The organism is Geobacter sp. 60473 (assembly GCF_036323535.1).
Classification (GTDB): domain Bacteria; phylum Desulfobacterota; class Desulfuromonadia; order Geobacterales; family Geobacteraceae; genus Geobacter; species Geobacter sulfurreducens.
The window spans coordinates 1,115,069-1,142,046 of record NZ_AP028967.1 but is presented as its reverse complement, the minus strand read 5'-3'; the positions used below and the strand labels follow the sequence as shown (position 1 = coordinate 1,142,046).

The 26,978-nt window shown below is 60.8% G+C and carries 25 protein-coding genes, 1 tRNA gene, 1 pseudogene and 1 riboswitch; of the genes and pseudogenes, 4 read left to right on the top strand and 23 right to left on the bottom strand.

What is annotated here, in order from left to right; all coding sequences use genetic code 11:
* The first annotated feature begins 151 nt into the window (after window positions 1–151).
* Genes bioB through bioA form a run of 3 tightly spaced genes read left to right on the top strand, consistent with a single transcriptional unit; the run spans window position 152 to window position 3,210 of the window.
* Complete coding sequence (bioB, locus tag AABA48_RS05155) at window positions 152–1,141, top strand: biotin synthase BioB (RefSeq protein ID WP_286349795.1); 990 nt, start codon at window positions 152–154, stop codon at window positions 1,139–1,141.
* Window positions 1,134–1,856 carry a dethiobiotin synthase gene (gene bioD, locus AABA48_RS05150; protein ID WP_286349796.1) on the top strand — a complete coding sequence of 241 codons (723 nt, stop codon included), beginning with the start codon at window positions 1,134–1,136 and terminating at the stop codon, window positions 1,854–1,856. The genes bioB and bioD overlap by 8 nt, the downstream gene beginning before the upstream one ends.
* Window positions 1,849–3,210 (top strand): adenosylmethionine--8-amino-7-oxononanoate transaminase, encoded by a 1,362-nt coding sequence (gene bioA, locus AABA48_RS05145; protein WP_286349797.1) that lies wholly within the window; start codon window positions 1,849–1,851, stop codon window positions 3,208–3,210. Before bioD ends, bioA begins: the two co-directional genes overlap by 8 nt.
* Window positions 3,211–3,246: 36 nt before the next feature.
* On the opposite strand, the gene AABA48_RS05140 is transcribed toward bioA, so the two are convergent.
* From AABA48_RS05140 to cobO, 5 genes are all read right to left on the bottom strand, one after another.
* On the bottom strand, window positions 3,247–5,889 hold the full coding sequence (locus AABA48_RS05140) for an A-adding tRNA nucleotidyltransferase (RefSeq protein WP_286349798.1): 2,643 nt from the start codon (window positions 5,887–5,889) through the stop codon (window positions 3,247–3,249).
* Window positions 5,890–5,943: 54 nt separating this feature from the next.
* Window positions 5,944–6,810 carry a L,D-transpeptidase gene (locus AABA48_RS05135; protein WP_286349799.1) on the bottom strand — a complete coding sequence of 289 codons (867 nt, stop codon included), beginning with the start codon at window positions 6,808–6,810 and terminating at the stop codon, window positions 5,944–5,946.
* A 78-nt stretch (window positions 6,811–6,888) separates the two neighbouring features.
* Window positions 6,889–7,848, bottom strand: a complete 960-nt coding sequence (gene meaB, locus AABA48_RS05130) for a methylmalonyl Co-A mutase-associated GTPase MeaB (RefSeq protein ID WP_214303091.1) — start codon at window positions 7,846–7,848, stop codon at window positions 6,889–6,891.
* Between the two features lie 86 nt (window positions 7,849–7,934).
* Window positions 7,935–8,339, bottom strand: coding sequence for a cobalamin B12-binding domain-containing protein (locus tag AABA48_RS05125; RefSeq protein ID WP_039645009.1), 405 nt, complete (start codon window positions 8,337–8,339; stop codon window positions 7,935–7,937).
* Window positions 8,340–8,350: 11 nt separating this feature from the next.
* The gene (cobO, locus tag AABA48_RS05120; RefSeq protein WP_286349800.1) at window positions 8,351–8,881 is read right to left on the bottom strand and encodes a cob(I)yrinic acid a,c-diamide adenosyltransferase; all 531 of its coding nucleotides are present in this window, start codon (window positions 8,879–8,881) and stop codon (window positions 8,351–8,353) included.
* A 297-nt stretch (window positions 8,882–9,178) separates the two neighbouring features.
* Here cobO and AABA48_RS05115 point away from each other — a divergent pair.
* Window positions 9,179–9,253 (top strand) — tRNA-Val (locus AABA48_RS05115).
* Window positions 9,254–9,683: 430 nt separating this feature from the next.
* On the opposite strand, the gene AABA48_RS05110 is transcribed toward AABA48_RS05115, so the two are convergent.
* The 18 genes and pseudogenes from AABA48_RS05110 to AABA48_RS05025 all read right to left on the bottom strand — a co-directional run bounded on the left by AABA48_RS05110 (window position 9,684) and on the right by AABA48_RS05025 (window position 26,732).
* Entirely contained in the window at window positions 9,684–10,490 is an 807-nt protein-coding gene (locus tag AABA48_RS05110) for an SDR family oxidoreductase (protein WP_286349801.1), read from the bottom strand.
* Between the two features lie 49 nt (window positions 10,491–10,539).
* Window positions 10,540–11,574, bottom strand: a complete 1,035-nt coding sequence (locus AABA48_RS05105) for a serine hydrolase domain-containing protein (protein ID WP_286349802.1) — start codon at window positions 11,572–11,574, stop codon at window positions 10,540–10,542.
* Between the two features lie 413 nt (window positions 11,575–11,987).
* Window positions 11,988–12,266, bottom strand: coding sequence for a dihydrofolate reductase family protein (locus AABA48_RS05100; RefSeq protein WP_286349803.1), 279 nt, complete (start codon window positions 12,264–12,266; stop codon window positions 11,988–11,990).
* Window positions 12,267–12,319: 53 nt separating this feature from the next.
* The gene (locus AABA48_RS05095) at window positions 12,320–12,526 is read right to left on the bottom strand and encodes a hypothetical protein (RefSeq protein WP_286349804.1); all 207 of its coding nucleotides are present in this window, start codon (window positions 12,524–12,526) and stop codon (window positions 12,320–12,322) included.
* Complete coding sequence (locus tag AABA48_RS05090; RefSeq protein WP_286349805.1) at window positions 12,523–12,867, bottom strand: hypothetical protein; 345 nt, start codon at window positions 12,865–12,867, stop codon at window positions 12,523–12,525. Before AABA48_RS05090 ends, AABA48_RS05095 begins: the two co-directional genes overlap by 4 nt.
* 374 nt (window positions 12,868–13,241) lie before the next feature.
* Entirely contained in the window at window positions 13,242–14,186 is a 945-nt protein-coding gene (locus AABA48_RS05085) for a TerC family protein (RefSeq protein WP_286349806.1), read from the bottom strand.
* A 237-nt stretch (window positions 14,187–14,423) separates the two neighbouring features.
* Window positions 14,424–14,639, bottom strand: coding sequence for a ribbon-helix-helix protein, CopG family (locus AABA48_RS05080; protein WP_286349807.1), 216 nt, complete (start codon window positions 14,637–14,639; stop codon window positions 14,424–14,426).
* An 82-nt stretch (window positions 14,640–14,721) separates the two neighbouring features.
* Window positions 14,722–15,009 carry a TFIIB-type zinc ribbon-containing protein gene (locus AABA48_RS05075; RefSeq protein WP_286349808.1) on the bottom strand — a complete coding sequence of 96 codons (288 nt, stop codon included), beginning with the start codon at window positions 15,007–15,009 and terminating at the stop codon, window positions 14,722–14,724.
* Window positions 15,010–15,234: 225 nt separating this feature from the next.
* Entirely contained in the window at window positions 15,235–15,639 is a 405-nt protein-coding gene (locus AABA48_RS05070; protein ID WP_286349809.1) for a M48 family metalloprotease, read from the bottom strand.
* A gap of 285 nt (window positions 15,640–15,924) precedes the next feature.
* Window positions 15,925–17,478, bottom strand: coding sequence for a mercuric reductase (locus AABA48_RS05065; protein WP_286349810.1), 1,554 nt, complete (start codon window positions 17,476–17,478; stop codon window positions 15,925–15,927).
* A 163-nt stretch (window positions 17,479–17,641) separates the two neighbouring features.
* Window positions 17,642–18,100: a nucleoside 2-deoxyribosyltransferase gene (locus AABA48_RS05060; RefSeq protein ID WP_286349811.1), complete on the bottom strand. Its 459-nt coding sequence runs from the start codon at window positions 18,098–18,100 to the stop codon at window positions 17,642–17,644.
* A gap of 107 nt (window positions 18,101–18,207) precedes the next feature.
* Window positions 18,208–18,399 carry a hypothetical protein gene (locus AABA48_RS05055; protein WP_286349812.1) on the bottom strand — a complete coding sequence of 64 codons (192 nt, stop codon included), beginning with the start codon at window positions 18,397–18,399 and terminating at the stop codon, window positions 18,208–18,210.
* A gap of 28 nt (window positions 18,400–18,427) precedes the next feature.
* Window positions 18,428–21,400 carry an NAD-glutamate dehydrogenase domain-containing protein gene (locus tag AABA48_RS05050; protein ID WP_286349813.1) on the bottom strand — a complete coding sequence of 991 codons (2,973 nt, stop codon included), beginning with the start codon at window positions 21,398–21,400 and terminating at the stop codon, window positions 18,428–18,430.
* Window positions 21,401–21,444: 44 nt separating this feature from the next.
* The gene (locus AABA48_RS05045; protein WP_286349814.1) at window positions 21,445–21,744 is read right to left on the bottom strand and encodes an MTH1187 family thiamine-binding protein; all 300 of its coding nucleotides are present in this window, start codon (window positions 21,742–21,744) and stop codon (window positions 21,445–21,447) included.
* Window positions 21,745–21,757: 13 nt separating this feature from the next.
* Window positions 21,758–23,746: a penicillin-binding protein 1A gene (locus AABA48_RS05040; RefSeq protein ID WP_286349815.1), complete on the bottom strand. Its 1,989-nt coding sequence runs from the start codon at window positions 23,744–23,746 to the stop codon at window positions 21,758–21,760.
* Between the two features lie 169 nt (window positions 23,747–23,915).
* Window positions 23,916–25,331, bottom strand: coding sequence for a thio(seleno)oxazole modification radical SAM maturase SbtM (sbtM, locus tag AABA48_RS05035; protein ID WP_338271196.1), 1,416 nt, complete (start codon window positions 25,329–25,331; stop codon window positions 23,916–23,918).
* 76 nt (window positions 25,332–25,407) lie between these two features.
* Window positions 25,408–25,770: pseudogene (locus AABA48_RS05030) on the bottom strand (selenobacteriocin).
* Window positions 25,771–25,907: 137 nt separating this feature from the next.
* Entirely contained in the window at window positions 25,908–26,732 is an 825-nt protein-coding gene (locus AABA48_RS05025; protein ID WP_338271195.1) for a mechanosensitive ion channel family protein, read from the bottom strand.
* 147 nt (window positions 26,733–26,879) lie between these two features.
* A riboswitch (cyclic di-GMP riboswitch) is annotated at window positions 26,880–26,956 on the top strand.
* Window positions 26,957–26,978 lie beyond the last annotated feature (22 nt).

Sequence of the window (26,978 nt, the reverse complement as noted above, 5' to 3'; positions counted from 1 at the left end):
ACATGCGTTGGGAGGAAATGCAAGTAATTATTTTGATGTACCAAATCGACATAATCCGTATTCTGCCGGGCATTGTCAACCAAGCACCACACATCGGTTGACAATGCCCGGCCGCCTATGGTAATCCAGGGATGCGGAGGAACCACACACAATGATCAACTACCTTGAATCACTTGCAAATCGCATCATCGAAGGAAACGCTCTCGACAAAGATGAAGCCCACGAGCTGCTTCTGCTGGAAGGCACCAATGCCAACGCCCTCTTCCTGGCGGCCAGTCGCGTCCGCGATCATTTCCTCGGTACCGGCGTGGACTTGTGCTCCATCATTAACGCCAAATCGGGCCGCTGCCCGGAAAACTGCGCGTTCTGCGCCCAATCGGCCCACCACGCCACCAACGCGCCCGTGTACCCTCTCGTCGACGAGGAACGGATCATCGCCTGCGCCAGGGAAGCAGCAGAGGCCGGATCCCATTGCTTCGGCATCGTAACCAGCGGCTCTGCCATCTCGCGCGGCGAAGAGCTGGACCGAATCTGCCGGGCCCTGCGGCGCATCTGCCGGGAGACGGCCATAGAGCCGTCCTGCTCTCTCGGCGTCATCGACTACGAAACCGCCCTGGCGCTTCGCGAGGCCGGAGCCGTAACCTATCATCACAATCTTGAAACAGCCCGCAGCTTCTTCCCGAACGTCTGCACCACCCATGATTACGAAGAGGATGTGGAAACAGTACGAGTCGCGAAGCGGGCAGGACTGAAGGTATGTTGCGGCGGCATTTTCGGCCTGGGAGAAACCCCGGAGCAACGGGTTGAAATGGCCCTCACACTGCGCGAACTCGACGTGGATTCGATCCCTCTCAACTTCCTGAACCCCATCGAAGGGACGCCTCTGGCCGGTGCGGACCGAATTACCCCGCTCGAATGCCTCAAGACCATCGCCGTGTACCGTCTCATCCTTCCGGACCGGAAAATCGCGGTTTGCGGAGGCCGTGAGCGCAACCTGAGGGACCTGCAGTCGTGGATGTTTTTTGCCGGGGCAAGCGGTACCATGATCGGCAACTATCTTACCACCACCGGTCGTCCGCCCGAGCAGGACTGGCAGATGCTGGACGACCTGGGGCTTACAGTGAGGCAATGCAATGGCTGAGAGAGGAATTTTCATTACCGGAACCGATACCGGCGTGGGCAAAACAATCGTAGCAGCGACCATCGCACGCCTGCTGCGAGACCGGGGTGTAAACGTGGGCGTGATGAAGCCGGTTACCAGCGGCTGCATTGAACGCGACGGCACCCTGATCTCCGAAGATGCCGAATTGCTCGCCTGGGCCGCCGGGGTTCCCCTAGATGAAGCCTGCGCTCCCTACCGCCTTCGCACCCCGATCGCTCCGTCCGTGGCCGCCAGCCGCGAAGGTGTCAAGATCGATTTCAATCACTTGAAGGATGCCTATGAAACACTGCGGCAACGGCATGACTTCGTCATCATCGAGGGTGCCGGGGGGCTCATGGTCCCCCTGTCGGGTGGCATGCTGGTGGCGGACCTGATGAGCCTCCTGAAACTATCGCTTCTCGTGGTGGCCCGTCCGAATCTGGGAACCATCAACCACACGGTTCTCACCTGTTATGCCGCGCGCCAGCTCGGACTGGATGTGCGCGGGGTCATCGTCAACAGCTATCCCGAGTCGCCGGACATGGCCGAGGAATACGCGCCGCACCTGATCGACTCGCTCTCCGGCGCACCGCTGCTCGGCGTCTTTCCCCGCATCGAGGGAGCTGGAGGACGTGCCATGGTGGAACAGCTCGCGGCGCGCCTGGCAACGGAACCAACCACCAGGATACTGGTAAGGGAGATCGGCTGTGCCTGACTATGATACTCAGACCCTGAGAGAATGGGACCGTCGCCACATCTGGCACCCCTTCACCCAGATGAAGGAGTGGGAGGAAAGCGAACCGGTGGTGATCGTCGAAGGGGACGGCTCCTGGATCGTCGATTCGGAAGGAAACCGCTACCTGGACGGCGTGGCCGCCATCTGGACCAATGTGCACGGACACTGCCGCTGGGAGATCAACGAGGCGCTCAAGGCCCAGGTGGACCGCCTGGAGCATTCGACACTCCTGGGGCTCACCAACGACAAGGCAGCCGTTCTGGCCAAACGCCTCGCCGAGATCGCTCCGCCCGGACTGTGCAAGGTCTTTTACTCCGACAACGGCTCCACTGCCGTGGAAGTCGGCGTGAAGATGGCGTTCCAGTTCTGGCGCCATGAGGGGAAGACGGAAAAATCCCGCTTCATCTCCTTCACCAGCGCCTATCACGGCGACACCCTGGGTGCTGTAAGCGTTGGAGGCATCGATCTGTTCCACGGCGTATTCCGGCCGCTGCTCTTCCCGACCATCCAGGCGCCGGCACCCTACTGCTACCGCTGTCCCATGGGCCGGGGAACCCCTGCCTCCTGCGGCATGGCATGCCTGGCGGAACTGGAGCGGATCATGGAAAGCCATGCCGGCGAGGTGGCGGGCCTCGTCATCGAGCCGCTGGTTCAGGGTGCGGGTGGAATGATCGTTCAGCCCGAAGGGTTTTTAAAGGGGGTGCGGGAGCTCTGCGATCGACACGACATCCTGATGATCGCCGACGAAGTCGCCGTGGGCTTCGGCCGCACCGGTGCCATGTTCGCATGTGGGCGCGAAGGGGTCACTCCCGATATCATGGCACTCTCCAAGGGAATTACCGCCGGCTACATGCCCCTGGCCGCCACCCTGGCGACCCAGCGGGTCTATGATGCGTTCCTGGGCGAATACCGGGAGATGAAGACCTTTTTCCACGGCCACACCTTCACGGGAAACCCCCTCGGCTGCGCCGTGGCCCTGGCGAGCCTCGACCTGTTTGAGAGCGACCGGCTTCTCGAAAAGCTACCCCGCAAGATCGATCTGTTGCAAGAAAGACTTCAGGGATTGGTTGAACTTAAGCACGTGGGAGATATACGGCAGTGCGGCATGATCGCCGCCGTGGAACTGGTGCGGGACCGGGCAACGAAAGAACCGTTCGACTGGGAAGACCGAGTGGGGGTCCGTGTCTGCCTGGAAGCACGCTCGCACGGCGTCTTTTTGCGGCCCCTCGGCAATGTCATTGTCATTTTTCCGCCCCTTGCCATCACTGCGGAGGAAATCGACTTCCTCGTTGAGGGGTTGGAAAAGTCGATCCGCACGGTCACCGGAGGGTGAACCACACATTGCGCCGGCGTTGGGCTTCGGCGCTTGTCAGGCCGGGGCCGCTAGGCGCCCGGCGAGGAGCATCTCGTCTTCGCGGGTTGTCGCTTCACCGTTGAGGCGGGCGGTGAGGACCTGATCGAGGATATCCCGATACCGCGGCCCAGAAGGAATCCCCAGGGCCTTGAGATCATTGCCGGTTATGTGGGTAACAACGCCCCGCAACCGGGTCACGTACAGGGAAACGTAGCGTCTCACCTCGTCACTCCGGGTTTTTGCCATGATGTAGAGCAGCACCTCGGGAGAGAGCCCCCGCAGCCAGAAGTAGATATCGCTGCGGCGCACCTCCTCCCGCCGTCCCGCCTTACGGGTCATGACCTCCAGGACCTGCTCGCCGTGAACTCTCATATCGATGAGCTTTTCCCGGTAGTGCTCTGACACGGAGAGCCGCGTGCAGGTTCCCCAGAACCCCTCGTCCGGCAGGCTTGAGGTGAGCGCCAGGAAGTACACCACCCACGTCTCGAGCTTCTCCCCCAGGTAGAGAAGCTCGAACCAGGTGATCACCTTCTTGACCTCGTCCAACACCCGCAGGGTATCGGGCGTCAGGGCCAAGTCCGGGTGAATGAAGTGGAGAAGCTCCAGGCCGGACATCCGGAGAATGGCCTTGACCGGCTCCCGCTCCCGCAGGATCAGCACCAGCTCGTTCAGCAACCGCCTCCCCCCGAGCTTGTCCAGAAATCCCATTTTCACCGCATTCTTGATGAGATTTTCCGTGTGCCGCGAGATCGGGAAACCAAGCCGCTGTTCGAAGCGGATGGCCCGGAACACCCGGGTCGGATCCTCGACAAAGGACAGATTGTGGAGCACCCGGATGGTCTTTTCCCGCAGGTCACGGTAGGCGCCGAAGTAATCGATCAGGGTGCCGAACCCCTCGGCATTGAGCTTGACCGCCAGGGTATTGATGGTGAAATCACGCCGGTACAGGTCCATCTTGAGCGACGAACGCTCCACCGTGGGCAGGGCGCCCGGCGTTTCGTAGTATTCGAGCCGTGTGCTCGCCACGTCCACCTTGAGTCCGTCGGGAAAGACGATAACCGCGGTGCCGAACTTGGCGTGGCTTTTCACGCGGCATCCCATGCGGGTCGCAACGGCCTCGGCGAACAGGATGCCATCCCCCTCCACCGACACGTCGATATCGTCGTTCTCGGCGCCCAGAAGCAGGTCCCGCACAAAGCCGCCGACTGCGTACACGGGCAGCTCCAGTTCGTCCCCCACCTTGCCCAGATCGCGCAGTATGGCCACCGCAGGGCGCGGCAGGTGCTTGTTCATGAGATGGACCACCTCGCGTCGCCGCACCGGCAGGTTCTCGCTGCCCAGGTCATAAACCGGTTCGGCGCTGCGTTGCGTGCCGGTGTACATGTACCGCAGGAGGTCGGTCCGCGTTATGACCCCTGCGAGCCGTTCACCGCTGAATACCGGCACCAGCCGCCGATGCTGCCCGACGATATAGTCCTGGATAGCGCTGATCGGGGTGTCGGGAGCGGCCCGCATAAACTCCGTGTGCATGTATTCGTCCACGGACAGATTGCCGAGGCCGTGATACAGAGCCTTTTCCACGATCCGGCGCGAGATGATCCCCGCCATCCGCTCCCCGTCCATGACCGGCATGGCATTCACGTTGTAGCGGGTGAGGATCTCCCGGGCCTCGGCGATGGTCGTGGCAAAGGGCAGGGTTATCACCGGCGACGACATAAGGTCCGCGGCGGTTCTGACCGGATTGACCAACTCGGGCAGGAGAAGGTTGAGGCGGCCGAGGACCTGAATCACGGTCTGGCCCCTTACCGTAGCAGCCGCCGCGGTGGCATGCCCTCCCCCGCCAAAGGCGCGCGCGACAGCGCCGGCATCGACTTCGGCAATGCGGCTGCGCGCCACCAAGTAGACCCTCTCCCCCATTCCAACCACGAGAAAGATCGCATCCAAGTTCTGCATGTCGCGCATCATGTGGGCAAGAACCGCAATGTCGCCCACATAGTGGTCGAGAGTGGCATGGGCAACGGCGATGTCGACCCCGTTCACCGGCGTGCTGCGCAGGGACTTCAGCAGATCATTGAGAAGCGCAACCTGCTCGGCGGTCAGTTCCTGGGAGACGAAATCCGACACGATATTCAGGTTGGCTCCCCGCTCCAGGAGCCAGGACGCTGCGGCATAGTCGTCGGGGGTTGTGGAGGGAAAGGTCAGGTTACCCGTATCTTCATAGATGCCCAGCATCATGAGGGTAGCCTCGACGGCGGTCACCACGATGCCCCGCTCCATGAGCTTTCGGGTCAGAATGGTCGTGGATGAGCCGCAATCGCGGATCTCTCCGCCGCTCGGCCTTATGTCGCCGCTGGAGCCGGGATGGTGGTCGTAGATATGGACCTCGACGCCGGGTCGACGCGCAACCTCCGCAAAGCGGCCGATACGGGAGGTGTGCTGGCAATCCACAAGAACCAGTCGCGTAATATCGGAAAAATCCACATCCTTGAGCCGGGTAAAGGGGAGTGCGTAGCCGGTTGTCTTGAGGAAGAGATCCCTCATGCTCTTTTCCTGGGAACCGGAAAAGACCATAAGGGCGTCGGGGTAGAGTTTACTGGCCGCGACCATGGCGCCGAGGCAATCGAAATCGGCGTTCACGTGGGTGGTAATAACATCCATGGGAAAGAGTGTGCCGCAGCCTCGGTAAAAGTAAAGGACTGAATGCTGCTCGGGCTAACGCGTAGCAACCATGGGACGCAGCGGAGCAGGCTGGTAGAACGGATTCTCGCCGATCACCTCTACGACGGGCCCCCCATCGATAAGCTCAATAGTGCCGCTGTCGGGGCCATGATCGGCCTCGCCGACGGCCCAATCATACAGCTTCTTTGAATCATGCAGCACGGGTCGCGCGGGGATGCCGTACATCCGGTTCTGCATGGGCTCGTCGAAAAGCCCCACGCAGCCGTGGGAGGCCGGTTTTCCGGGCAGGTCGCGGGCATGAATCCAGTACCCGACGTTCTGCTTGTCGATGAAAAACCGCATGGCGTAGTCCATGGGATACTGGGCTGACTTGTCATCAGTCTGGTAAAGCGATGAGGTGTGGGTGCGATCCCGGGCATCAATCCGGAAAAGCCCCGTCGGAGTTTCGTTTCCCTTTTTGCCGGTTGCCGCCGGCATGGAAAACTTCAGCGTTCCCCGCTCATAGGCCCCGATCCACTGCTCGGTGAGGCTTATCAGAATAAATTTTGCATAGCGCTTGGCCGGCTCGTACTCCTTCGGCAGCGGCGAATACGCGCGGGCTACCGCCATGTCCCGCGGCACCTTGATGGTCATGCCGGGATAGGTGTGACGACGGTCGATACGGTTGAAGCGGGCGATGTAGACCCAATCGTCGCCGAAGAGCGACTCAAGCGAGTCGTTGGGCCTGATGAAGCGGGGATACCAATCCAAATCTCGTTGGCTCGGATAGTCCACCCGCGACAGGTCCTCCTTGGCCGGATCCAGAGGAGAAGCCGCCGGCTCGGCCGTGATGTCCGGCTCGTGCACAACAATGGCGGCGAGGATGATGATTGCGATGACAACAGCCAATCTGCGGATCATGGTAGGTCCCGGGAAAAAAGAAAGGGGCTGTCGCCCCATTGAATTTTTGCGTGAAACTAGCATGATTGGCACACTGGGTCAAGATTCTTGGCGTAGGGCTCCGAAGCGCTCCGAGATCACGGTTTCCACGGCGCTGTAGGGGTCGGTGCGACGGGATGCCATGGCCTCCACAATCTCCCGGTAACGGCCGTTCACCCGGATATGGCCGAAAACTTCCGCAAAGAGCCTCTCCCGAAGCAACTCCTCGAAATGGCGAACGGACCGCTCCTGGCGGATGCGCTCCAGTGTTCCCGAATCTGCCAGCCATGAGCGGTGAAGCGCTATTTCATCTACCAGTTCGGCGATTCCCCGATTGCGGCTCGCCTCAGTCATCATAACCTTGGGCAGCCAGTCGCCCGGCGCGGTCTTCTTCATTTCAAGCATAGCCGCCAGCTCCCGGGCGGTCCGGTCCGCGCCGTCCCGGTCGGCTTTATTCACCACGAACACGTCGCCGATCTCCAAGACCCCGGCCTTGATCGCCTGGATATCGTCGCCGAGCCCGGGCACCGACACCACCACCGTCGTGTGGGCCAGCCGGACGATATCGATTTCATCCTGCCCCACCCCCACGGTTTCGATAATGACGACCTCCATCCCCATGGCGTCCATGACGTTCACCACGTCGGCGGTGGAGCGGGAGAGCCCCCCCATGTGGCCACGGGTGGCGAGACTGCGGATGAAGACACCCGGGTCGTCGGCATGCCGGTTCATCCTGATCCGGTCTCCCAGGATGGCGCCCCCCGTGAAAGGGCTCGTGGGGTCGATCGCCACGACCCCAACCCGTTTCCCCTGCTCACGGTATGCTGCGGTAAGCTGGTCCACCAGCGTCGACTTGCCGGCTCCCGGAGGACCGGTGATGCCGAGAATGAACGCACGTCCCGTATGGGGATAGAGTTCCTTCATGTCATCGACGGCACTCCGGAAACCGTCATCCAGGTTGCGCATGAGTCGGGCCGCGGCACGCAACTCACCGTCGAGTATCCGAGAAGCCAGGGACATCGTCAGGTTCCTTCCAGAAAATCAATCAATATCGGCAGCACGGCAGAACCCGGCAGGTCGGCCACGACGCCGGTAATCGAGGGTGGTTACGCCCGCGGGGCCACGTTCTCCCGCACCCACTTGACGATATCCTCCGTAGAGGTACCGGGGGTGAAGACCTCGCAGACACCCGCCCCTTTCAATCCGGGAATATCGTCTTCGGGGATCACGCCGCCGCCGAACACGATGATATCGTCGGCACCCTTCTCCTTGAGGAGCTGGCAGACGCGCGGCAAAAGCGAATTGTGGGCGCCAGAGAGGATCGAGAGCCCCACGGCGTCCACATCTTCCTGGATGGCCGAGGATGCGATCTGCTCCGGCGTCTGGTGGAGGCCGGTATAGATCACCTCGAAACCGGCATCACGGAAGGCACGGGCCACCACCTTGGCACCCCTGTCATGGCCGTCGAGCCCCGGCTTGCCAACGAGAATACGCAGCGTTCTTTCAGTCATGACCTTCTCCTTTATTTTTCGATTCCCGTACGCGCCGGCACGCCGGCACGGTAATAGTGCTTGATCTCACGCATCTCGGTGACCAGGTCGGCGGCGGCAATGACCCGTTCATCGGCATTGCGTCCCGTGAGGACCAGTTCCACCCGGGGCGGCTTCAGGGTCATCAGCTCCAGAACGTCATCAACAGGGATGAGGCCGAACGAGACGGCGCCGTTGATTTCGTCGAGGATCACCAGATCGTAGCGCTCCCCGGTCAGCGCCTCGCGGGCCATCTCGAACGCCACGCGGGCAAGACGCACATCTTCAGGGTCAGGGTTCTCACGATTCACCCAGCCCGGCCGGCCGGTAGCGATAATGGTCAGCTCCGGGGCCAGACGCTTGGCCGCCTCGTGCTCGCCGTAGGGGCCCCCTCCCTTCATGAACTGGATGACGAGAACCTGAAATCCTCGTCCCGCCGCCCGGAAGGCAAGCCCCAATGCAGCAGTGGTCTTGCCCTTGCCGTTGCCGGTATACACCTGGATGCATCCCTGGTCGAGCTTCATTGGGTTCATTCCTGCGGAGGCCGGACATCCGGGTCGTAATCCGCCACCATCATGGCAGAGCAGCCAAGCCGTCCATCAAAACCGCCTCCCGTTTTATTCTCAATAAAGAACAGGCACGGACTATAACAACAGCCTCAGCGCGCTGTCAAGCCGTATTCATGGAAGTATAACGGGTTTTTAGCGACAGTGAAACCACGCCGTCATTGACTGGGTCGGTTGCCGCCCCTCACTGCCCACAGAAATCAGCCCTTGACATCATTGACGGCATTTGGTATTAACTCACTTCTACTTTTTGACGGGCGCTTAGCTCAGCGGGAGAGCACTGCCTTCACACGGCAGGGGTCACTGGTTCAATCCCAGTAGCGCCCACCAGAAAACACCACCAGCCAAGCAAAGAAACTTGGCTGGTTTTTTATTTTAATATCAATCAGTTAAAACCTACCCCTTAAACCACACCCTCAACAAAACACCCACTCTCCAAGCTATTTCTGCACGGTTTTGTCATGCCTGTGCCCATGCTTAGCTGCCATCAACACAAGCCATTTTGAAGGTCTGCACATTACCGGAATTGCATTTGGGGCAAGCGGACATAGCATCCCCCTCTTCTACTTGGGTATACATGAAGCTCGCAGAGATTTACCACTTAGAAACAACTAAACATGTCACTCCCATCCCGAACGTTTGGTCAGTCCTTAAAGGGTGTGTCCCCAGAAACAGGGGAAAGCATGTTGAATACTCCAGTCTGTCGAGGCGAAACTGGCCAACCAAACAATAAAACATCTTCGCGATACCAGGTAACGGGCTAATCTACACTCGGCCTTGCCACCGAACCGGCAAGGATTCCTCCGTCAATAGTTATTTCGCTGCCGGTCATGTATGTGGCCTCGTCCGAGGCCAACAGGAGAGCCACTGCGGCAACCTCCTCCGGAGTACCGAATCTCCTGAGCGGCGTATCCCAAACGAATTCCTTCATCCGTTGCTCCCGTTCCGCCCCCGGCGGCCCAATGAGCGGTTCCCACATGGGGGTGAGAATTGCGGCAGGGTGCAGAGAGTTGCAGCGAATGGCAAGGCCCTGGTCCGCGCAATAGAGAGCCACCGTCTTGGTGTGGTTCCGTACGGCAGCCTTGGACGACGCATAGGCGGCAGCGGCGGGTATGCCGACCAACCCGGAACGCGACGAAATATTGATGATCGACCCGGTGCCCGTTCTGCGCATTGCCTGGATGGCATATTTGCATCCCAGAAAGACACCGTCGAGATTGGTCCGATGTACTGCATGCCAACTGTCCAAACTGGCATGCTCAGGGTCGTGCGCGACCATTCCGTCCTCAAAGCCGGTTATCCCCGCGTTGTTGACTACGATATCGAGCCTGCCATGCCGGCCGGTAATCTCCGTGGTGACACACTGCCAGTCAGCCTCCTCCCGGACATCCAGGCGGCGATAGGCCGCTTCCGCTCCCATTTGTCCGGCTACGACCGCTCCCTGTGCATCATTGATGTCGGTCAGATAGACAAACGCCCCGGCGGTTGCGAAGGCACGGGCAATCGCCTCCCCTATCCCCCTTGCCGCGCCGGTGACCAGCGCAATCTTGCCTTGCAGTCGTTTCACGATGCCCCCTTTCTGGATATCACAGAATCTTGTCACGCACACGCAGCTGTCATCTTGCCCGACGCCCCGCCAGTTCAGCAATGACCCCGAAGACAAGGCGTTCCGCCAGACCGGGGCACTCGCTGGCGCACATAGCACAGACGGTCATTGTCCTGTCTTCCGGAGCGCGAAGATGGAAGACGCTTGCCTGGTATCCAGGACCACCACCGTTGTGCCCCTGGACAATTCCAAAAGGTGACGCCGTATCAGCCATGATGCCGAGTCCGTAGCAGGGGGTGCGATACCGGGGCGGGGCCGTCGGCACGGGGATAAGAGACGTCATCGCTGAAAGCGACTGGGGCGAGAGTACCTCACCCGTGAACAAGAGATGGTAAAATGAGGCCAGTTCGGCAGGGGTGGAGGCGAGAACCCCGTGGGAAACCCAGCCGGGATGGTAGACTCCGGGAACGGTTGATTGTCCGCTCTCAGCGAGGAGCGCGGAGAATGCCGGCTGCAAGATCGAAAGATCTGCCACCGATACGGGAACAAAGCTCCGCTTGAGCCCAAATGGCGAGCAAACCCTCGTTGCCACCACTGATGCGAATGGCTGCCCGAGTTCGTGAATGATGACCTGCTTAAGCAGGAGATAGCCGATATTGGAATAGGCCCAGCCTTCACCCGGCGCGAACAGCATTCCCTGTGCGAGGGTTCGTTCCAGAAATTCCGCATCGCTCCACGGTCGAGAGGGTGAACACCGTACGTCCCGGTGGTAGTCTGCAAGCCCGCCGTAATCGGGCAGGCCGGAGGTATGCTCGAGCAGATGCCGGACGGTAATGGCCGAAGCCATCGGCATCTCCGGGAACCAGCGGGACAGATACGACTCCAGACTGAAGCGCTTCTCTTCACAGAGCATCAGGATCAGCGTGGCGATGATCGTCTTAGTACAACTGTAGGCGAGAAAGAGCGGTGGATCACCGGGCGTGCAGTTGACCTTCGTCGAGCAGTTTTGTTCTCGTGTGACCAGACTGAGCGCGACGGGTGTCGCATCAGCGATCTCCCGGGCTACTAATGTCTCGATGAGTTGCTGGGGAAAGGTTTCGGTCATGCGGAAACGCCTTTTTTGCATATAAAGAAATACAGGCTGACATTCAGGACTGCCAGACGCCAATTCCCGGGATTCCGAGGATGCCGGTAGTCAGGCTGTCGCCGCCGGTCAAAATGGCTGCCGGCAGACAAGTCGTTGCACGATGAGAGCCGCCAGGAACGGTGTAAACATGACAGCTACCGATATGACGTAGAAAAGCGGTTGGGAGACTCTTCCTCCCAGCCCGAAATAGATCCAGGTCATACCCCAGCTCAAAGCGAAGGATATTATCAGGAACAGCCGTATCTTCAAGAAATTGTTCCCCTCACCCCCATCGTGACGAAGGGCAATCAATGCCAAAGCTGCTCACCAGGTCGTCCCGACGCCTGACGACGAAAGATCCCAATGTTGCCCAAACAGCGGCAATCGAAGGATCAGTGCCCTTCCGAGCGGTATCGGACCTGCATAATACCACCGGTGCAGACCCTGGTTTCCAGCAGCGTCAGTGACTCCCGGATACCGTTGGGTGAAATCATCGGGATCCCCCCTCCCAGGATGATCGGGACGACGGAAACGATGTACTCGCTGACCAATCGCCGCTGAAGGAATGACGCCGCAAGAACGCCGCCTCCAACCAGCCAGGCAACGCCTCCGTCCGGTGTGGCAATGTAGCCGTCCAGGCTTGCTGCGACATAATAGATGACATCCATCATTCCAGTCTCCCACCGCACGTTCGCGTACCCACTATTAGTTGTGTGGCCGGACGTCAGCCCTCCCGCCCGACCACTTCCACGGTCCCTTGCACCAGCAGCTCAGGGAACTCCGGTTCATGGGCGCGGCGCCAGTAGCGTTCCGCCCGCTGCCGGACACGCCTCACCTCTTCGGCCATGGCAAGCGGGCAGGCCAGGTCGAGGTTGATCCCCGGCGGCAGCAGGGCGCCGTCGAATTCGAGGGCAGAGCCGGACCGGATCACGCAGCGGTGAATGCCCCCCCGGGGGAATAGGCCTCCCTGACGCGCTGCGCCACCTCCGGCACCGGCCAGGTGAATATGCTCGCCAGGCGGCTCGGCAGCGTGGGGGCCTTCTCATGCCGCACCTGCTCGAAAAGGGCTTCAAGCACGATCATCATCTTGAGCTGTTCGGGCTTCAAAGACGGGATCTCCTGCGGCATCTCCAGGAGCAGCCATGCCTCCTTCTGACAATGGGCGAGAAGCGCTATTTCACCGGAGGCAAGGGCCTCCATGGCCGCCTTGATCATCGCTCCATAGCGCTGCAGGTAGTAGGGCCGCAACCAGGCGCCGGGTGCCAGCGGCACCGAGGAGACCTGGTAGACAACCCTGCCGGTAACTCCAGCACCTGCGATCCGGCCACGCGAGAGTGCTTCCTTAATGAAGCCATATTTGGCTGCGGTGTACTGGTCTCCCGATGGCCACTCCTGCTCAGACAGCTGAATACTCCTCGATTGCTATTTTCATTCCTGACGGCTCCCTCAACCCAAGGCAATCAAGAGTATCAGCAGGATATTACCGAACGTCACCGTGAAGTCCCCAAACCGATCTCTCACAACATCCACGGCATGTCCGCAGAAGCGAGGAAAAGGTAAGTATTGGCCTCTAACACCAGTGACAATAGATGTTAGCAAAGGATTCTGCCATGCAGCGAAAATTGTTCCCTTATCGACCTGCGTGACTATGGGATCTCCCCGGAGACTCCGTCGGCATACCCCATGCGGTTGGCCAGCAGAGACAATCCTATGGCAACTACCAGACTCAAGACGATAACCCCCAGGGATATGGCAATGGGGATATGCACTCCGAGCATGATCAGGATCATCTTTATGCCGACAAAAGCCAGAATGAATGATATCCCGTACTTCAAATAGGCAAACAGTCCAATTACTTCTGCCAGCAGGAAATACAAGGCCCGTAGCCCCATGATGGCAAACACGTTGGACGTGAGAACGATAAAGGGGTCAAGGGTGATGGCAAAGATGGCCGGTATCGAATCGAGCGCAAAGACCAGGTCGCTGCTCTCAACCACGAGAAGAACCATGAAAAGCGGGCTGGCGACCCAGAGGCCCAATCGGCGGGTGAAAAACCAGTCGCCACGGATCTTCCGGGTCATGGGCAGGACCTTGCGCGCCAACCTCACCATGAGATTCTTGTCCGGATCCATTTCCTCGCTGGCGCCAAATGCCATCTTGGCGGCTGTATAGATCAGCACCGCACCGAAGATGTAGAAAAGCCACTGGAAACGCTCCAGCAGTTCAGCCCCGAGAAAGATAAAAACTACCCGCATTATCAGGGCACCCAGGATACCCCACTTCAGCACCCGGGCCTGCAGTTCGCCGCGCACCCCGAAGACCGTGAATATCATGATGAACACGAACAGGTTGTCAACGGACAGGGATTTTTCAATCAGGTAGCCGGTCAGGAACTCCAGGGCCTTCTGCTGGCCCTGAACGAAGTAAATCCCCACATTGAAGGCCAGTGCCAGGCCGACCCAGAGAATGCTCCAGCCGAGGGCTTCCTTGAAGGATACCCTGTGACTCTTGCGGTTCATCCCGAGATCAACGGCCAGCATAATGACCACCAGCAGTATGAACCCTCCCCATAATATCGTTGATGTTGTCATTGTAATTACCTTTCCCGTTTCTGAGGGCTGTTCGTTTTCATCCTGACAGATTCATGTATGCCTGGCGGCGAAAACTGCGAAACTGCGTGTGCGGGGCACCCTGTGCCCCCCCCCCGTGCGACCATCGATGCACGAACCAGTTGGATGGTTGCCCGGGCAACGGGCCGGTGTCCATCCGGGGCTGTCGGATGGACACCGGCCGGACTTCCTGACCGGACTTTAGGCGTAATCCGCCTGTTACTCGCTGAACAGAGCACGCTGCTTGTACGACCAGAGTTCCAGCGCCTCCCGCATGACCTCTGAAACACTTTTGGAAGAGCGCTTGATGAGGCGCTCAAGATTGCGTTTTTCCTGGTCGCTGATTCTTATGGAAATCACGTTGTCGAGCCGATTACCCAAGGTACGGCGTGCTTTTTTCTCTTTATTGCTGCAATCTTTTCTGATGTAGGGCATGAGCGTCTCCTTTCGCTATAGTGTTGGCAGAGTTGGCTTTAAACCACCGGGGATCGCTCCCGCTGGGTCTTTCGCGCTGATTTCAGTCAAACAGTTCTTCCAGAAACGATTTCTTCCGGTACGGTTTGTGGCCGTGGCTGTAGCCGTAGCCTGCCGGCGCCTGCCCTGTCTGCTGCGGGGCATATGCCGGTTGCGCGGCCGGTTGTGGCGATTGGGTTGCGGCTGTCTCCTTTGCCTGGGTTCGCTCGATGATCTTGTCGAGTTCGCCCCGGTCAAGCCATACCCCCCGGCATTCGGGGCAGTAATCGATCTCGATTCCCTGGCGTTCAGACATTACCAGATTGACGGTGGTGCAGACGGGACACTTCATGGTGCTGTTCTCCTTTCTTTGGTTACCTGGGTTCTGAATCCGTGACCACTTCCGACCCGCTTCGCTCCACGTGCCTCTCGCATCGCCGCTGTACGGCTCACTTTGCTACCGGCCTGAAACTCACCCTGGCGGGTTCAGACAATCAGGCCGGTTGCCGCTCCATTTCGCCTACAGCGGCAGGCGCTCGGGCACAGTCGCTCCGTCGGGGCGCCAGCCGTTACGGATTCAGGTGGATGTCCTGGACATCACTTCGAGCCGGGCAATCCGCTCCTCCATCGGTGGATGGGTCGAGAAGAGGGAGAGGAGGCTGCCCCCGGTCAGTGGATTAACGATGAACATGTGTGCTGAGGCCGGTCTGGCCTCCTGCATGGGTATGCTGTGGGATGCGACATGGAGTTTGCACAGGGCATTGGCCAGTTCCAGCGATCTGCCGCAGATCCTTGCGCCGGTTTCGTCCGCCAGGTACTCCTTGAGGACGATCTTGTCGGAAAACCAGTAGGAGAAGAAGTTCATGCCAAGGGCTATGACAAAAGCCGCGATCATACCGGACTTGCCACCCAGGGCACTTCCCATGAGGACCATGAGAACAGTCAGCAGGGAGAGGAGAAGGGTTGTCGTGAGCCTGTTCATTGCCATTACCTCCGACGATTTGCTGTCGCCGGGGGTAATAAAAAAGACCTTTACCCCCGGCATATGCCTGGATAAAGGTCTTGTTGGCAGATATCTGCCCCGGTTCCGGGTCCTTCGACCGTAATGACGAAACCGGGTCGGCATTTTCTGGTGCCGATAACTACTCCCCTTTACGTTGAACCCATGCTAGACAATTCCGAGCGAAATTGTCAAGAGACTTTTTCCAATCCCTCGCGAGCAAATAAATTTTCCGGGTTTCCAGCACCGGTCCTGCCCGGTTCTTGCCTACCTGTTCCAGGAGAGCCAGGCGGTGAGCATTTTTTTTACGAATGGTGTCAATCTGGACCGGTTATAGGCATCGGCCAGCTTCCTGATCACTTCAGCCTGGGTCGGATAAGGGTGGATGGTTCTGCCGATGGCCGAGAGGCCCAGGCCATTAGTCATGGCCAGCGAAAGCTCATTTATCATTTCACCGGCATGGCGGGCCACAATGGTGGCGCCAAGGATGCGGTCGGTTCCCTTTTTCAGGTGAACCCGGGCGAACCCTTCAGTTTCACCGTCCAGCAAGGCCCGGTCAACGTCGGCGAGGGAGACGGTCAAGGTCGTCACCTCGATCCCCCTTTCGGCGGCATCTTTTTCGTACATCCCCACGTGGGCCACCTCCGGATCGGTGTACGTGCACCACGGGATGGTCAATGACGTTGTCTTCTGCCGTCCCATGAACAGGGCGTTGGCGATGAGGATTCGCGCCAGGGCGTCGGCGGTGTGCGTGAACTTGTAAGGAAAACAGATGTCTCCTGCGGCGTAGACGCGGTGACTTGAGGTGCGGAGCCGTTCGTCCACCGTTACACCCAGTTTGGGGTCATATGCGATTCCCGCAGCCTCCAGGTCGAGACCCTCAAGATTGGGGACGCGCCCCACCCCGACAAGGGTTTCGTCCACGACAACGGAAGTCGCACCCCCATCCCCCTGGACGGATATCACTTTGTCGGCGCCGTGCCGGACAACGCCGTCAATCCGGATGCCAACCCGCAGATCCACCCCCTCGCGCACGAAGACCCTGTGGAGGATATCGGCGGCGTCACGGTCTTCGCGGCCGAGGATCTGCGGGGCCATCTCCAGGAGCGTGACCCGGCTGCCGAGCCGGGCAAACGCCTGGGCCAGTTCGCAGCCGATGGGGCCGGCGCCGATGACCGCCAGCCGCGGAGGGAGCTCGGTGAGAGAGAAGACGGTTTCGTTGGTAAGGTATCCCGCCTCGGCCAGGCCGGGAATCGGGAGCGCCGCGGCCCGTGCTCCCGTGCAGATGGCCGCCCGTTCGAAGTAGAGCCGTTTCCCCTCCACCTCCACTGAATCGGACCCCGTGAAGCGCCCGTGACCCATGAAAACGTCAACCCCCAATTCGTCGCGGAATCGCTGCGCCGAGTCGTGGTGGCTGATCCCGGCGCGGATGCGCCTCATTCTCTCCATGGCGGCGCCGAAGTCAATGCTCACCCCTTCCGTGCCGCTAACGCCGAAATCCCGGGCGGCCCTGGCGTCGTGGATTACGCGGGAGGCCCGAATGATTCCCTTGGACGGGACGCAGCCGACATTGAGGCAGTCCCCCCCCATGAAGTGGCGCTCGATGAGGGCAACCTTAGCTCCCAATCCGGCGGCGCCGGCGGCTGTCACGAGTCCGGCGGTGCCGGCGCCGATCACCACAAGGTTGTAGCGTCCGGTTGGTTCGGGGTTGACCCACCCGGAGGGGTGTACATTGGAGGCGAGGGTTTCGTTGTGGGCATCCCGGGGGAATAGTTCAAAGGTCGCTTCACCGGCATGATCTTTGGCAATGTCCTTCAACATGCTCATTCCTCCGGGTTTCACGGATGTCCCCTCAGGGGGCGTTGTGAGGATGCTGTTGCCCAAGCCGTACTGAAGGTAGTCGAAGATCCCGCGGTCGATTCACTCTCCGGACAGGCGGACGACCTTGCGCTGACGGCAGGCAGGGATCAGACAGGCGACAGCCTCACAGGCGAATATCGTCAATACGCCTGAACAGACACCCGCCGCTCCGCTCGATGAAACGGAGGATCTGCAGGTTGATGGGGATGCCGACAAAGTCCCCGCAGTCCCTACTATCCGTCCTTAAACCGTAACACTTCCTGCCCAGGGCCGAAGCGAATCCCACCTCGCCGGCAGTTCCCGAGTCGACTTCGGCACCGTCCAGTATCGCCAGCAGTCCGTCGCACGCCATGATGCCGTTTTCGTTTATCTCCCCAATCCCCGACGCAATTGCCCTGAACTCTTCCACCCGGGCGGAGAAGCTCTCTATCCGTAATGCCTGATCGATGCGCACGGCATAGTGGTCCTGCTCCCAGGGGTCGAACACATCGTGTCCCAGAGATCTGAGCTTATCTTTGACCTTTTCAAGGTAGGACGTCGTTTCGGGACTGAAACCGAGGGGCGATGCAAGATAGATGTTCACTGGCTCCTCCCATCCTTACGCAAGGGGGCATCATTGTTCCAATTTCCTCGAAATTCCCCGTTTCGAACATGATTCCCACCCTGCAGAAGCTGTAACGTTTTTCTGAATCACTCCCCTTCCATCACCATGAGCCGCACGGGCAGTGGCTCCTTATCCCATGTCACCTCTGGGTAGAGTGCCGGATTGAGCCGCAGGTAGGTGCCGTCGACCCCCTTTTCGGCCCACCAGCACTCGGCCCCCCTGATGGGAAGGTCATCGAAAAGATACAGGTCGTTGTTCTTGTCTCGTGCCAGGTACATGGCTGATTCTCCTTTACCAATCGAAAGCCTATGCAGCCGAAAAACTGCGCATCAGGTGGAGCTTGATCATGTCCTCGAACTCGGCCTCCCGGTCGCCGCGATAGACCATGGACGAGCCGATCTCCGCGGCGAGAATGGCAGACAGGTACTTCTGGGGCAGTTGGGCGAGGCGGCGGCGGAAACGGGGCTCCTCGACAATGATCTTCGGCAGGTGAGCCAGGATCGCCCGGCGGTAGAGGGGCTGCAGGCAGAGCTCGGGGCGGGCCTGGAAGAATCTGAAGAGCCGGGCGTAATTGGCGTTGATCTCGGTGCTCAGGGAGTCCGATATCTCGGTGCACAGGGTTCCCGGCTGCTCCCGGCGGCGCTTCAGGATCAGCCGGGCCTCGTCGCCGGCCCGCTTTTCCAGAATCCGGAGCACGTCGGCCACGTACCGCTCCTTGTGCTCCATGAACTCCTTCTCCGTCAGGAGCAGGTTGGCAATGATCTCATAGGATGAAGAGATGACGCCGCACTTATTGGCCGAGGCGTCGCGCATGACGATGATCCCCTTCTTCTGGAGCTCCACGCGGGCCGCCGGGGTAATGAAGGAGTTGGCCCCCTCAACGATGGCCCGGGCCGATGGGGTGCCGTCAGGCAGGAGAAACTGGTCCCAGTTGTCCTTGTCGATGGTTTCCGGGCGCCCGCCGGCAGGGATGAAGAGATCCGCCGGCACGTTGAAAACCAGCTCACCGAACTCCTTGGAGAATTCGTCCAGTGATATCCACTCCTCCACAAGCCCCGCATCGGTCTTGATCACGCGCCGGAAAAGCTCCCGCAGCCCCTCGCGCCGGCTGCCGGTGCGGAACAGCATGAACCCGCCCGGATGGAGCGCCGCCGGATCAAAGGCATCCAGGTCCTCCTTCAGCAGGATGCGGCCAAGCTCGCCGTGATCCGCGCCCTCAGGGTCGCACAGAGCCGCCGTACCGTCGAGGATCAGGCCGACATTCACCTTGGGGCAGCGCTCCAGCATGATCCGCAGGGCGTTCCCTGCCACGTCGCCGTTGGGACCGCCGGTGAACTTGACGGTGAACGGATCCCGGCGGATGTCGATGCCCAGCTCCGCCATCGTGATCTCGGCGAACGCCACCACGCCGGTGGAGGTGACGCCGTACTCCTTGTGGTTGATCCCCACCCGCTTGCTGGACATAATCCCGATGCCCAGCATATAGCCGCGCCGCTTCGACATCCAGGCGATGGTCTCGATCATGTTGTCGTGCATGTTCTCGTCGGGACCCAGCTCGATGGGCTCGTCCTCCCGGTAGTAGTCCACCACGGCCGGATGCCGGGCCACGCCGTTGTCGGTGGCGAAAATGTCCAGGAAGGCGCCGGTGATGCCGTACTGGAGCTTGTAGAGGCGCCAGGTCTCCAGGGGCCGGTCCTGCGCCTTCAGGTCCGAGACGTCCAGGGCCACCACAAGCTTCGAGCCTCCCTCGTAGATATCCTTGTTTTTCAGGTGCTGAGTGTGGGCCAGGACGAAGTTCTCCCGGAACAGGGTGTTGGCGTTGATGACCAGGTCGTCGGGGGAGCGGCAGATGACAGTGCGCCACCCTCCCCGGGCGATGTCGGAGAAGCCGATGTGGTAGCCGAACCCGAAGCGGCTGAAGAAGAAAGTGACCCGGAAGGGCATGGCCGGGGGCAGATCGGCGGTGAAATCGGTGCCCAGCTCGGTCAGGTAGGCGGGATCGAGCCGGAAGGCCAGGGCCTGTTTCTCCAGCACGAAGAAATTGGTCTTCAGGGTGCGGGTGATGAAGGTGAGGCAACAGTGAAAGATGGTCCTGCGCACCTCGTCCAGGTGGCGGTGGCCGGTGTTGTACTCCGCCACCTCGCGCCGGGTTTCGGCCAGAACCCGCTCGTAGAGCGCGGCCCGGTCCGCCACGGCCGGATCGAAACGGGCCCGGAAGAGCTTAGCCAGCTGCAGCGCGATCTCGGGGTGGGCCAGGAATGCGCCGCGCACGTCGTCAAGACCGAAGCGGTCGGGCTGGTTGTGGGCCAGGTTGGAATGGCAGAAGGCAATGAAGGCATTGGTGAGGGTTGCGTCCTCGCCGCTCATAAGCCCGGTGGTCACGAACTCGTGATAGGCATGGGAGCGGGTAGCCAGGAGTTGGGTATTGGACAGTTCACGTTGGAGCCGGCTGAAGAGTTCGGACCCCCGCTGCAGCACTTCCCCGTCACGCCGCCGCACATAGAACGTCCCGAGAAAATAGGGATGGATGCCGTTGGAGATGGTCAGGCAATAGGCGCGGTTCACGCCCAGTTCGAGCCGGTTGAAAACCTCCATCACCTGGAGGAGGAAATCCTTCTGGGGGGGGTTCCCCACGGCAAAGAAGACCCGCGATTCGTTGCCGGCCGTACCGTTCTCCATCTCCTCCACGTCCAGGTAGAGGCCGCCGCAACGGTTACCTTCCTGGTGAAGCCGCAGCACTTGGGCCACCCGGCGGGGGGGGGAGATGCGGACATAGTTTTCGTTGTTGAGCCAGAGGATGCGGAGCAGCCGGTCCAGATCGGCCAGGTCGAAGTCGGGGTAGTATTTCCGCACCGCAGCCGCCACCGTGCGCCGAATGCCCAACGGCACCTGCACGTCCCTGCCGGCGAGGATGTCATCGTTGGTCTTGCGGTCGAACTCGAAGCGCTGGATCTCCAGGTTCTGGTCGAGCCCGGGGATCGGGTCGTCCGAGTGGGCGATCATGGCGTAGGATATCTCCCGCTCCTGGATCCGGCGCAGGGTCTCGTACAGGGTGCCCGGCTGATTGACCATGGCAACGATCAAGGCCTTGTCCCGGTCGGCCAGGATCAGGCGCTTGTTGCGCCGCAACATGCCCAGTTCGCGGGTCAGGACGGCCAGGGCCTCGGGCTCGTCCTTCATGGCAATGAAGAAGTAGGGATTCATCTGCTCGCGGAGCCACCGGCGGTTCTCCGCCCGTTCCGCAGTATGGGTCCTTCCGGCTGCTCCGGCAGCATTCATGGTTTCGAGCTCCTCTCGCTGTCAGACATGAACCTCTTTCGTGGTTACCCCATCTTCTCCTGAACGCTCCGCACCTTGTCCTCCATGGTCTGAACCCGATCCGTGCGGGTTCCCAGCTTGATGGTGGTGGTGATGCGGGGCGCGCCCATCCCGTGCACCACCTCGTGGCAGCGCCTGACGGCGGCGAACACGGCATCCCACTCCCCTTCGATGTTCGTGCCGTAGGAATGGAGCGAAGTCTTGAGACCCGTCTCGTCAAGCACTTTCTGACAGGCCGCCACGTAGGGGGAAAGGGAGACCCCCACACCGATCGGCACGATGCACAGATCAACCATCACGTTCATGCACGCCTCCTTGTCACATCGGATTGTCGGTGGCCGCAGGCTCCCGGGTTTCCCCTTCCGGCACCGGCAGATCGGGCGATTCGGGCATCAGGAGCTCCCCGCCGTGGGCAGGGCAGTATGCGACCGGCTCAGTGCCGGCAATAAATAATTCTTCCCGCTGTTCCGGGCACTCCGACGCTGCCCGGTATCCCGTGACAGGATCCACGATCACGGCAACGACTGTTTCCGGCCGGGCGAAGTCGGCGGCCGGCCGACCGGACAGGGCCGGTCCCATGAACCTCTCCCAGATGGGCGCGGCCACGGCCCCCCCCGTGAACCCTTTCCCTCCCGGCCTGGGCTTGTCGTGGCCGACCCATATGCCGGTAACGACACCCGGAGTATAGCCGATGAACCAGGCGTCCCGGTAATCGTCGGTGGTGCCGGTCTTGCCGGCGGCCGGCCGGGCCTGGCTGAACTTCCTGAGCGACTTGGCCGTGCCGTACGCCAGCACGTCCTTGAGCATCTGGGTCGTGACATAGGCCGCGGCGGGCGAGATGGCCTGGGTGACTGCCGGCGGATTTTCGGTCCAGGCGCGGCGGCGCTTGTCATAGATCCGGAGCACGGTTCTGGCTTCGGCACGGAGCCCGCCGTTGGCCAGGGGGGTGTACGCCGAAACGAGATCACGCAGAGTCACCTCGTCGGTGCCCAGGGCCAGCGAGAGGTCGTTGGGCGATCGGAGCGACAGTCCCAGATTCCTGGCGATCTCCACGAAGTAGGGAACGCCGATCGTCTCCAGCACCTTGACCGTGATGACGTTGTTCGAGTAGGCCAGGGCCTTCCTCAGGGAAAGTTCCCCGTACTGCTCACCGCCGTAGTTCCTGGGCTTCCAGGTCTGATTGGCGCCGCGGACGTAGGCAACCGGAGAATCATCCCAGACGCTCGCGGCAGTGATCCCCTTTTCCAGGGCAGCCGCATAGATCAGGGGCTTTATTGCCGAGCCGGGCTGGCGCCGCGCCAGGAATGCCCGGTCATAGGAGCTCTTGGCGAAGTCCACGCCCCCCACGGCCGCCAGTACGTCGCCAGTGGCGGGATCCAGGGACATCAGCGCTCCCTGGAGGTCGGGCGAAACCCGCTTCACACCTTCCCGCAGGGTCTTTTCGGCCAGTTTCTGCATGTTCAGATCCATGGCCGCAGTCACTTCCAGCCCCCCCGACTCGATGACCTGGGTGCCGTACCGCTCCACCAGCAGGTTCCGGATATGGGCCAGATACCACGATGCCTGATCCGGCGGAGTAACCGCCACCCGCTGGCTGCGCAGCTTCTGCTTATGCCGGGCGGAAATCATCTTGAGGTCCGTCATCCGCTTGAGGACCACGTCCCTGCGCCGCCCCACGTCAGCCGCCTTGCCCAGCGGATTGTAGCGCCCCGGATTTTTGGGCACACCCGCCAGCAGGGCGCATTCGGCCTCGGTCAGCTCCTCAGGGTTCTTGTCGAAGTAGACGCGGGCCGCCTGGGCGATCCCCCAGGCGCCACGGCCGTAGTAGATTTCATTGAAATACATCTCAAGGATCTGCTTCTTGCTGTATTTCTTCTCGTAATCCATTGCCAGCCGGGCTTCTTCCAGCTTGCGCTCTATGCTCTTCTCACCGGAGAGATACTTGTTCTTGATCAACTGCTGGGTAATGGTCGAGCCACCCTCGGCCAACCGCCCCTTGACCACGTCCTTTACCAGGGCCCGGGCAATTCCCCGCACATCAATGCCGCCATGCTCGTAGAAGCGGGCATCCTCCACCGCCACCACCGCATTCTGCAGGAAGGCAGGGATGCGGTCGATGGGAACCCAGTAGCGCTTTTCGGGAAGAATCCGGCCCGCAAACCGGCCGTTACGGTCAAAAACCTTGATGGAAGAATAGCCGGCGGGCTGGATTGGATGAGTGGCGATGGCATCCTGGGCCCCGGCCGGGGATGCCAGGGTCAGGACAAAGGCGATGAACAGGGTCAGGCAATACAGCAGGTTTGACATCACATCTATCCTTGCAGACAATATTACCCGATTGCACGGGACGTCCGCCGGTTGTGCGGGCCGGCCGCACCTGTAACGGTGGCACATAGGTTGTTTGTGACAAAAGAGAAACACCGCAAAACGGTATATTCTTCGCTGAAGGATGTCAAGTGAAGGCGTGGCGGGATGATTAACGGAAACAGAAGGGATCACGGTCACGGCGAGGGTCCAGCCCGAGGCCGGCAGTCACTGCCGGGCAGCCGCCGCACCGGGAGTAGAGCCGACAGCCCTCGCAGGCCAGGCTCCGTGACCGATACCGCTCGGCTGCGGGGGAATCGTAGAGCTCGGACAGGGAGGAGCCGTGGACCGACCCGATGGGTGACGGAAACTTGCGGCAGGCGTGGACCTGTCCGTCGGCAAGCACGGACAGGAAGTTGAAGGCGGCGCCGCAGCCGAACCCGGCGCAGCCGTCGAACAGCACGCGCCCCCGGCGGGAGAGCGCCAGATTGAGCAGATTGTCCTTCAGGGCAAGGACCGGGTTTTCCTCCATGGCCGCCACGTATCGATCAAGGAACGCCTCGTATGCCGCGGGTTCCGGCAACGCCAGGGATGCCCCCTCGCCGAAGGGGGCCAACCGGTTGAAGCTGAAGGCGGCGGCGCGCCCCCGCAGGACCTCACCCAGGGCAAGGACCTGGTCCATGTTGTCCCGGGTGAGGGTCAGCATGACCTCACAGGGGATCCCCTCCTCCCTGAGAAGATCGAGAAAGGCAAGGGTTCTCCTGAAGTGGCCCGCACCCCGGATATGATCGTTGTGGGCCTCCAGCCCCTCGAGACTCACCTGGTAATAGACCGGCCGCCCCAAGGCAACGATGCCCAGGAGCTGTTCGCGCGACACCGGATTTCCCAGTATTGCCGAGGACAGACCGCGATCAAGGGCGGCACCGTACAATGTCGCGAAATCCGGGTGCAGAAAGGGATTCCCGCCGGTAAATGAGACCTGGCCCCGCACGAACCGCTCAGCGCAGAACCTGCGGAGATCATCCAGGAGCTCCACCCCCCGGGACAAAGAAAAGACACCATGGGTGGTCCGGTCATAGCAATGGAGGCAGTGGAGGTCGCACTCCTGGGTTATGTGCCACTGGAGGGTGAACACCCGGGCCGCGAGCAGATCCTCGCCCCCTGTCGATACCGGCCAGGACGGCGGCCGACGCAGGCGTGGGGGAGGCATGATGATCAGCCCCCGGGCAGCCGCGCCCCACAGGCAGTCGTCGATCCTCCCCACCGGAATTCCGGCCTCGCGGGCGGCATCCTCCGCATCCCTCTCCTCCAGGACGAGCTTCAGGGCGAGCAGGTCGGCCGGTCCGGCCTCTTCCGAGCGCACCGCACCGTCGGAGGGGTCGCGCCAGACCACCCGGAAACCGCTTCCCATCCGAACTCCCTCCGACGGCGTATCACGGGTGGATACGGCAACGAGTTCAAGGCGGGGATTCACCTGTATCCGTGTCCTGTCGCAGGGCACAGCATCGGCCATGGCGGCAACCCGGCGCCGTGCAGCGCGCAGATTCTTGCGATCTTCACTGGAAAGGAGAGTCTTGTCGGGAGTCATGGGAACCAGAGAGCGGAAACGGCGGATCGCCCCCTCGGGATGCGAACCGCCGTTTCCGGTGATGTCCCTGCCGCTCTCACTGCTTGGCAGGTGCTTCCGTCTTCTCTTCCGCAGGCTTGTCGGCCTTCTTTTTCTTGGTCTTCTTCTTGGCCTTGGCCTTGTCGGCCGCCGTATCTGATGCGGCGTCCTTCTTCACTTCAGGGGCTGCGGGGTCCTTCTTTACCTCTTCGGCTGCTGCGGCATCCTTTTTCGCGGCGCCACCGGCACCGGACGACCCGCCTCAGCCACTCTTCGCCTTCTCCTTGGCGCTCCCGGCGCCGGAAGACTTGCCTCAGCCACTCGTACCAAGCGCCGGCCCGGGCCCCATGACTCCGGCCCCGGCAACCAGCGAAGCGATGCCGAGCCCCGCCAGCAACTGCCTCATCCTGTCCTTGCCCATACTCAACCTCCTCCCCCATAGACATCGATCAAAGCGATTACTCATGACCGTTGCAGTGAGTATAGCGATGGATTATCGGAATGCAAGGCGAGGCAGTCAACTGCTGGAACGCCTGACAGGGGAGGCAGAACACTATCTTAGCCCCCCTGCGGGTTCTGGACCAGGACCACCTGAGCCGGCATGGGAGCAGGGAATCCCGCCGCGGCAAGGGCCTCGCGTATCGTCCGGTTGCCGTCGAAATAGACCTGCCAGTAATGGTCGTTATGACAATAGGGGCGCACGGCGAGCACCGGACCCACCAGAGTGAAATCAAGAATCTCCACATCGACCGCAGGCGTTGCCAGCACGTTCGGCACCGCAGCGAGCTTCTCCCGCAGCAGCGCCATGGCTGCCACGTGATCGGCGCTGCCGGCCAGCTGGCATTTCAGCTCCACGCGGCGATAGTCGTTGATGGTAAAGTTCTGGATCGTATCGTTGAAAATCTTGGCGTTGCCCACCATGGTCATGACATTGTCGGGGGTGTTGATGGCGGTCACGAAGAGGCCTATCTCGTTCACGGTGCCGGTGATGCCGGCGGCGGTGACGAAATCCCCCACCTTGAAGGGGCGCAGCACCAGAAGGAACGCCCCGGCCGCCAGATTGGAAAGAAGGCCGCCCCAGGCAGCACCAACGGCAATGCCGACGCCGGCCACCAAAGCCGCGAAGGTGGTGGTCTGCACCCCGAAGTAACCAAGGATGGCAACCACCAGCACGATGTTCAGGGCAACACCGAGGAAGTTGCCCAGGTACCGCATCAGACTGGGATCGACTTTCTGCTTCTCCAGAACCTGCTGCAGCATCCGCTGCACCAGGTGGATCAGCCATCGGCCGACGAGCCAGAACAAAATGGCGGCGATGATCTTTGTCCCGATTTCCGTTGCATACGTGACAACCAGCTGCTGATACTGTCCCATGGTGTCCATGCCGTCCCTCCTTGGAGTTAGCCGCTTCCAAGCAAGTCTATCGCCATTCTCTGCAAATACCATCTCCTCCGGCTGCCATCGTTCAGTGAAGTCGCAGTTTGACATCCCGGCATCCCTGGTTAAACTTTCTTCACAACTCAGTGTGATACACGATACTACTAAACCATCCGCGAGGATGGGGCGGAAAGCCCACAGGGTCTCACCGAGACAGCCGGGTTGCCGAACTATCACCACAAATTCGGCATC

What these genes read in the sequence shown, in the direction of transcription:
- AABA48_RS05065 (WP_286349810.1), bottom strand. Translation starts at nt 17,478, where the DNA reads ATGTTGAAGGACATTGCCAAAGATCATGCCGGTGAAGCGACCTTTGAA.
- AABA48_RS05100 (WP_286349803.1), bottom strand. Translation starts at nt 12,266, where the DNA reads ATGATGGATGTCATCTATTATGTCGCAGCAAGCCTGGACGGCTACATT.
- AABA48_RS05075 (WP_286349808.1), bottom strand. Translation starts at nt 15,009, where the DNA reads ATGAAGTGTCCCGTCTGCACCACCGTCAATCTGGTAATGTCTGAACGC.
- sbtM (WP_338271196.1), bottom strand. Translation starts at nt 25,331, where the DNA reads ATGACTCCCGACAAGACTCTCCTTTCCAGTGAAGATCGCAAGAATCTG.
- AABA48_RS05045 (WP_286349814.1), bottom strand. Translation starts at nt 21,744, where the DNA reads ATGAACGTGATGGTTGATCTGTGCATCGTGCCGATCGGTGTGGGGGTC.
- AABA48_RS05070 (WP_286349809.1), bottom strand. Translation starts at nt 15,639, where the DNA reads ATGAACAGGCTCACGACAACCCTTCTCCTCTCCCTGCTGACTGTTCTC.
- meaB (WP_214303091.1), bottom strand. Translation starts at nt 7,848, where the DNA reads ATGTCCCTGGCTTCTCGGATACTCGACGGTGAGTTGCGTGCCGCGGCC.
- AABA48_RS05050 (WP_286349813.1), bottom strand. Translation starts at nt 21,400, where the DNA reads ATGAATGCTGCCGGAGCAGCCGGAAGGACCCATACTGCGGAACGGGCG.
- AABA48_RS05055 (WP_286349812.1), bottom strand. Translation starts at nt 18,399, where the DNA reads ATGTACCTGGCACGAGACAAGAACAACGACCTGTATCTTTTCGATGAC.
- cobO (WP_286349800.1), bottom strand. Translation starts at nt 8,881, where the DNA reads ATGAAGCTCGACCAGGGATGCATCCAGGTGTATACCGGCAACGGCAAG.
- AABA48_RS05085 (WP_286349806.1), bottom strand. Translation starts at nt 14,186, where the DNA reads ATGACAACATCAACGATATTATGGGGAGGGTTCATACTGCTGGTGGTC.
- AABA48_RS05135 (WP_286349799.1), bottom strand. Translation starts at nt 6,810, where the DNA reads ATGATCCGCAGATTGGCTGTTGTCATCGCAATCATCATCCTCGCCGCC.
- bioD (WP_286349796.1), top strand. Translation starts at nt 1,134, where the DNA reads ATGGCTGAGAGAGGAATTTTCATTACCGGAACCGATACCGGCGTGGGC.
- bioB (WP_286349795.1), top strand. Translation starts at nt 152, where the DNA reads ATGATCAACTACCTTGAATCACTTGCAAATCGCATCATCGAAGGAAAC.
- AABA48_RS05125 (WP_039645009.1), bottom strand. Translation starts at nt 8,339, where the DNA reads ATGACTGAAAGAACGCTGCGTATTCTCGTTGGCAAGCCGGGGCTCGAC.
- AABA48_RS05080 (WP_286349807.1), bottom strand. Translation starts at nt 14,639, where the DNA reads ATGCCCTACATCAGAAAAGATTGCAGCAATAAAGAGAAAAAAGCACGC.
- AABA48_RS05105 (WP_286349802.1), bottom strand. Translation starts at nt 11,574, where the DNA reads ATGACCGAAACCTTTCCCCAGCAACTCATCGAGACATTAGTAGCCCGG.
- AABA48_RS05025 (WP_338271195.1), bottom strand. Translation starts at nt 26,732, where the DNA reads ATGGACACCATGGGACAGTATCAGCAGCTGGTTGTCACGTATGCAACG.
- AABA48_RS05140 (WP_286349798.1), bottom strand. Translation starts at nt 5,889, where the DNA reads ATGGATGTTATTACCACCCACGTGAACGCCGATTTCGATTGCCTCGGC.
- AABA48_RS05040 (WP_286349815.1), bottom strand. Translation starts at nt 23,746, where the DNA reads ATGTCAAACCTGCTGTATTGCCTGACCCTGTTCATCGCCTTTGTCCTG.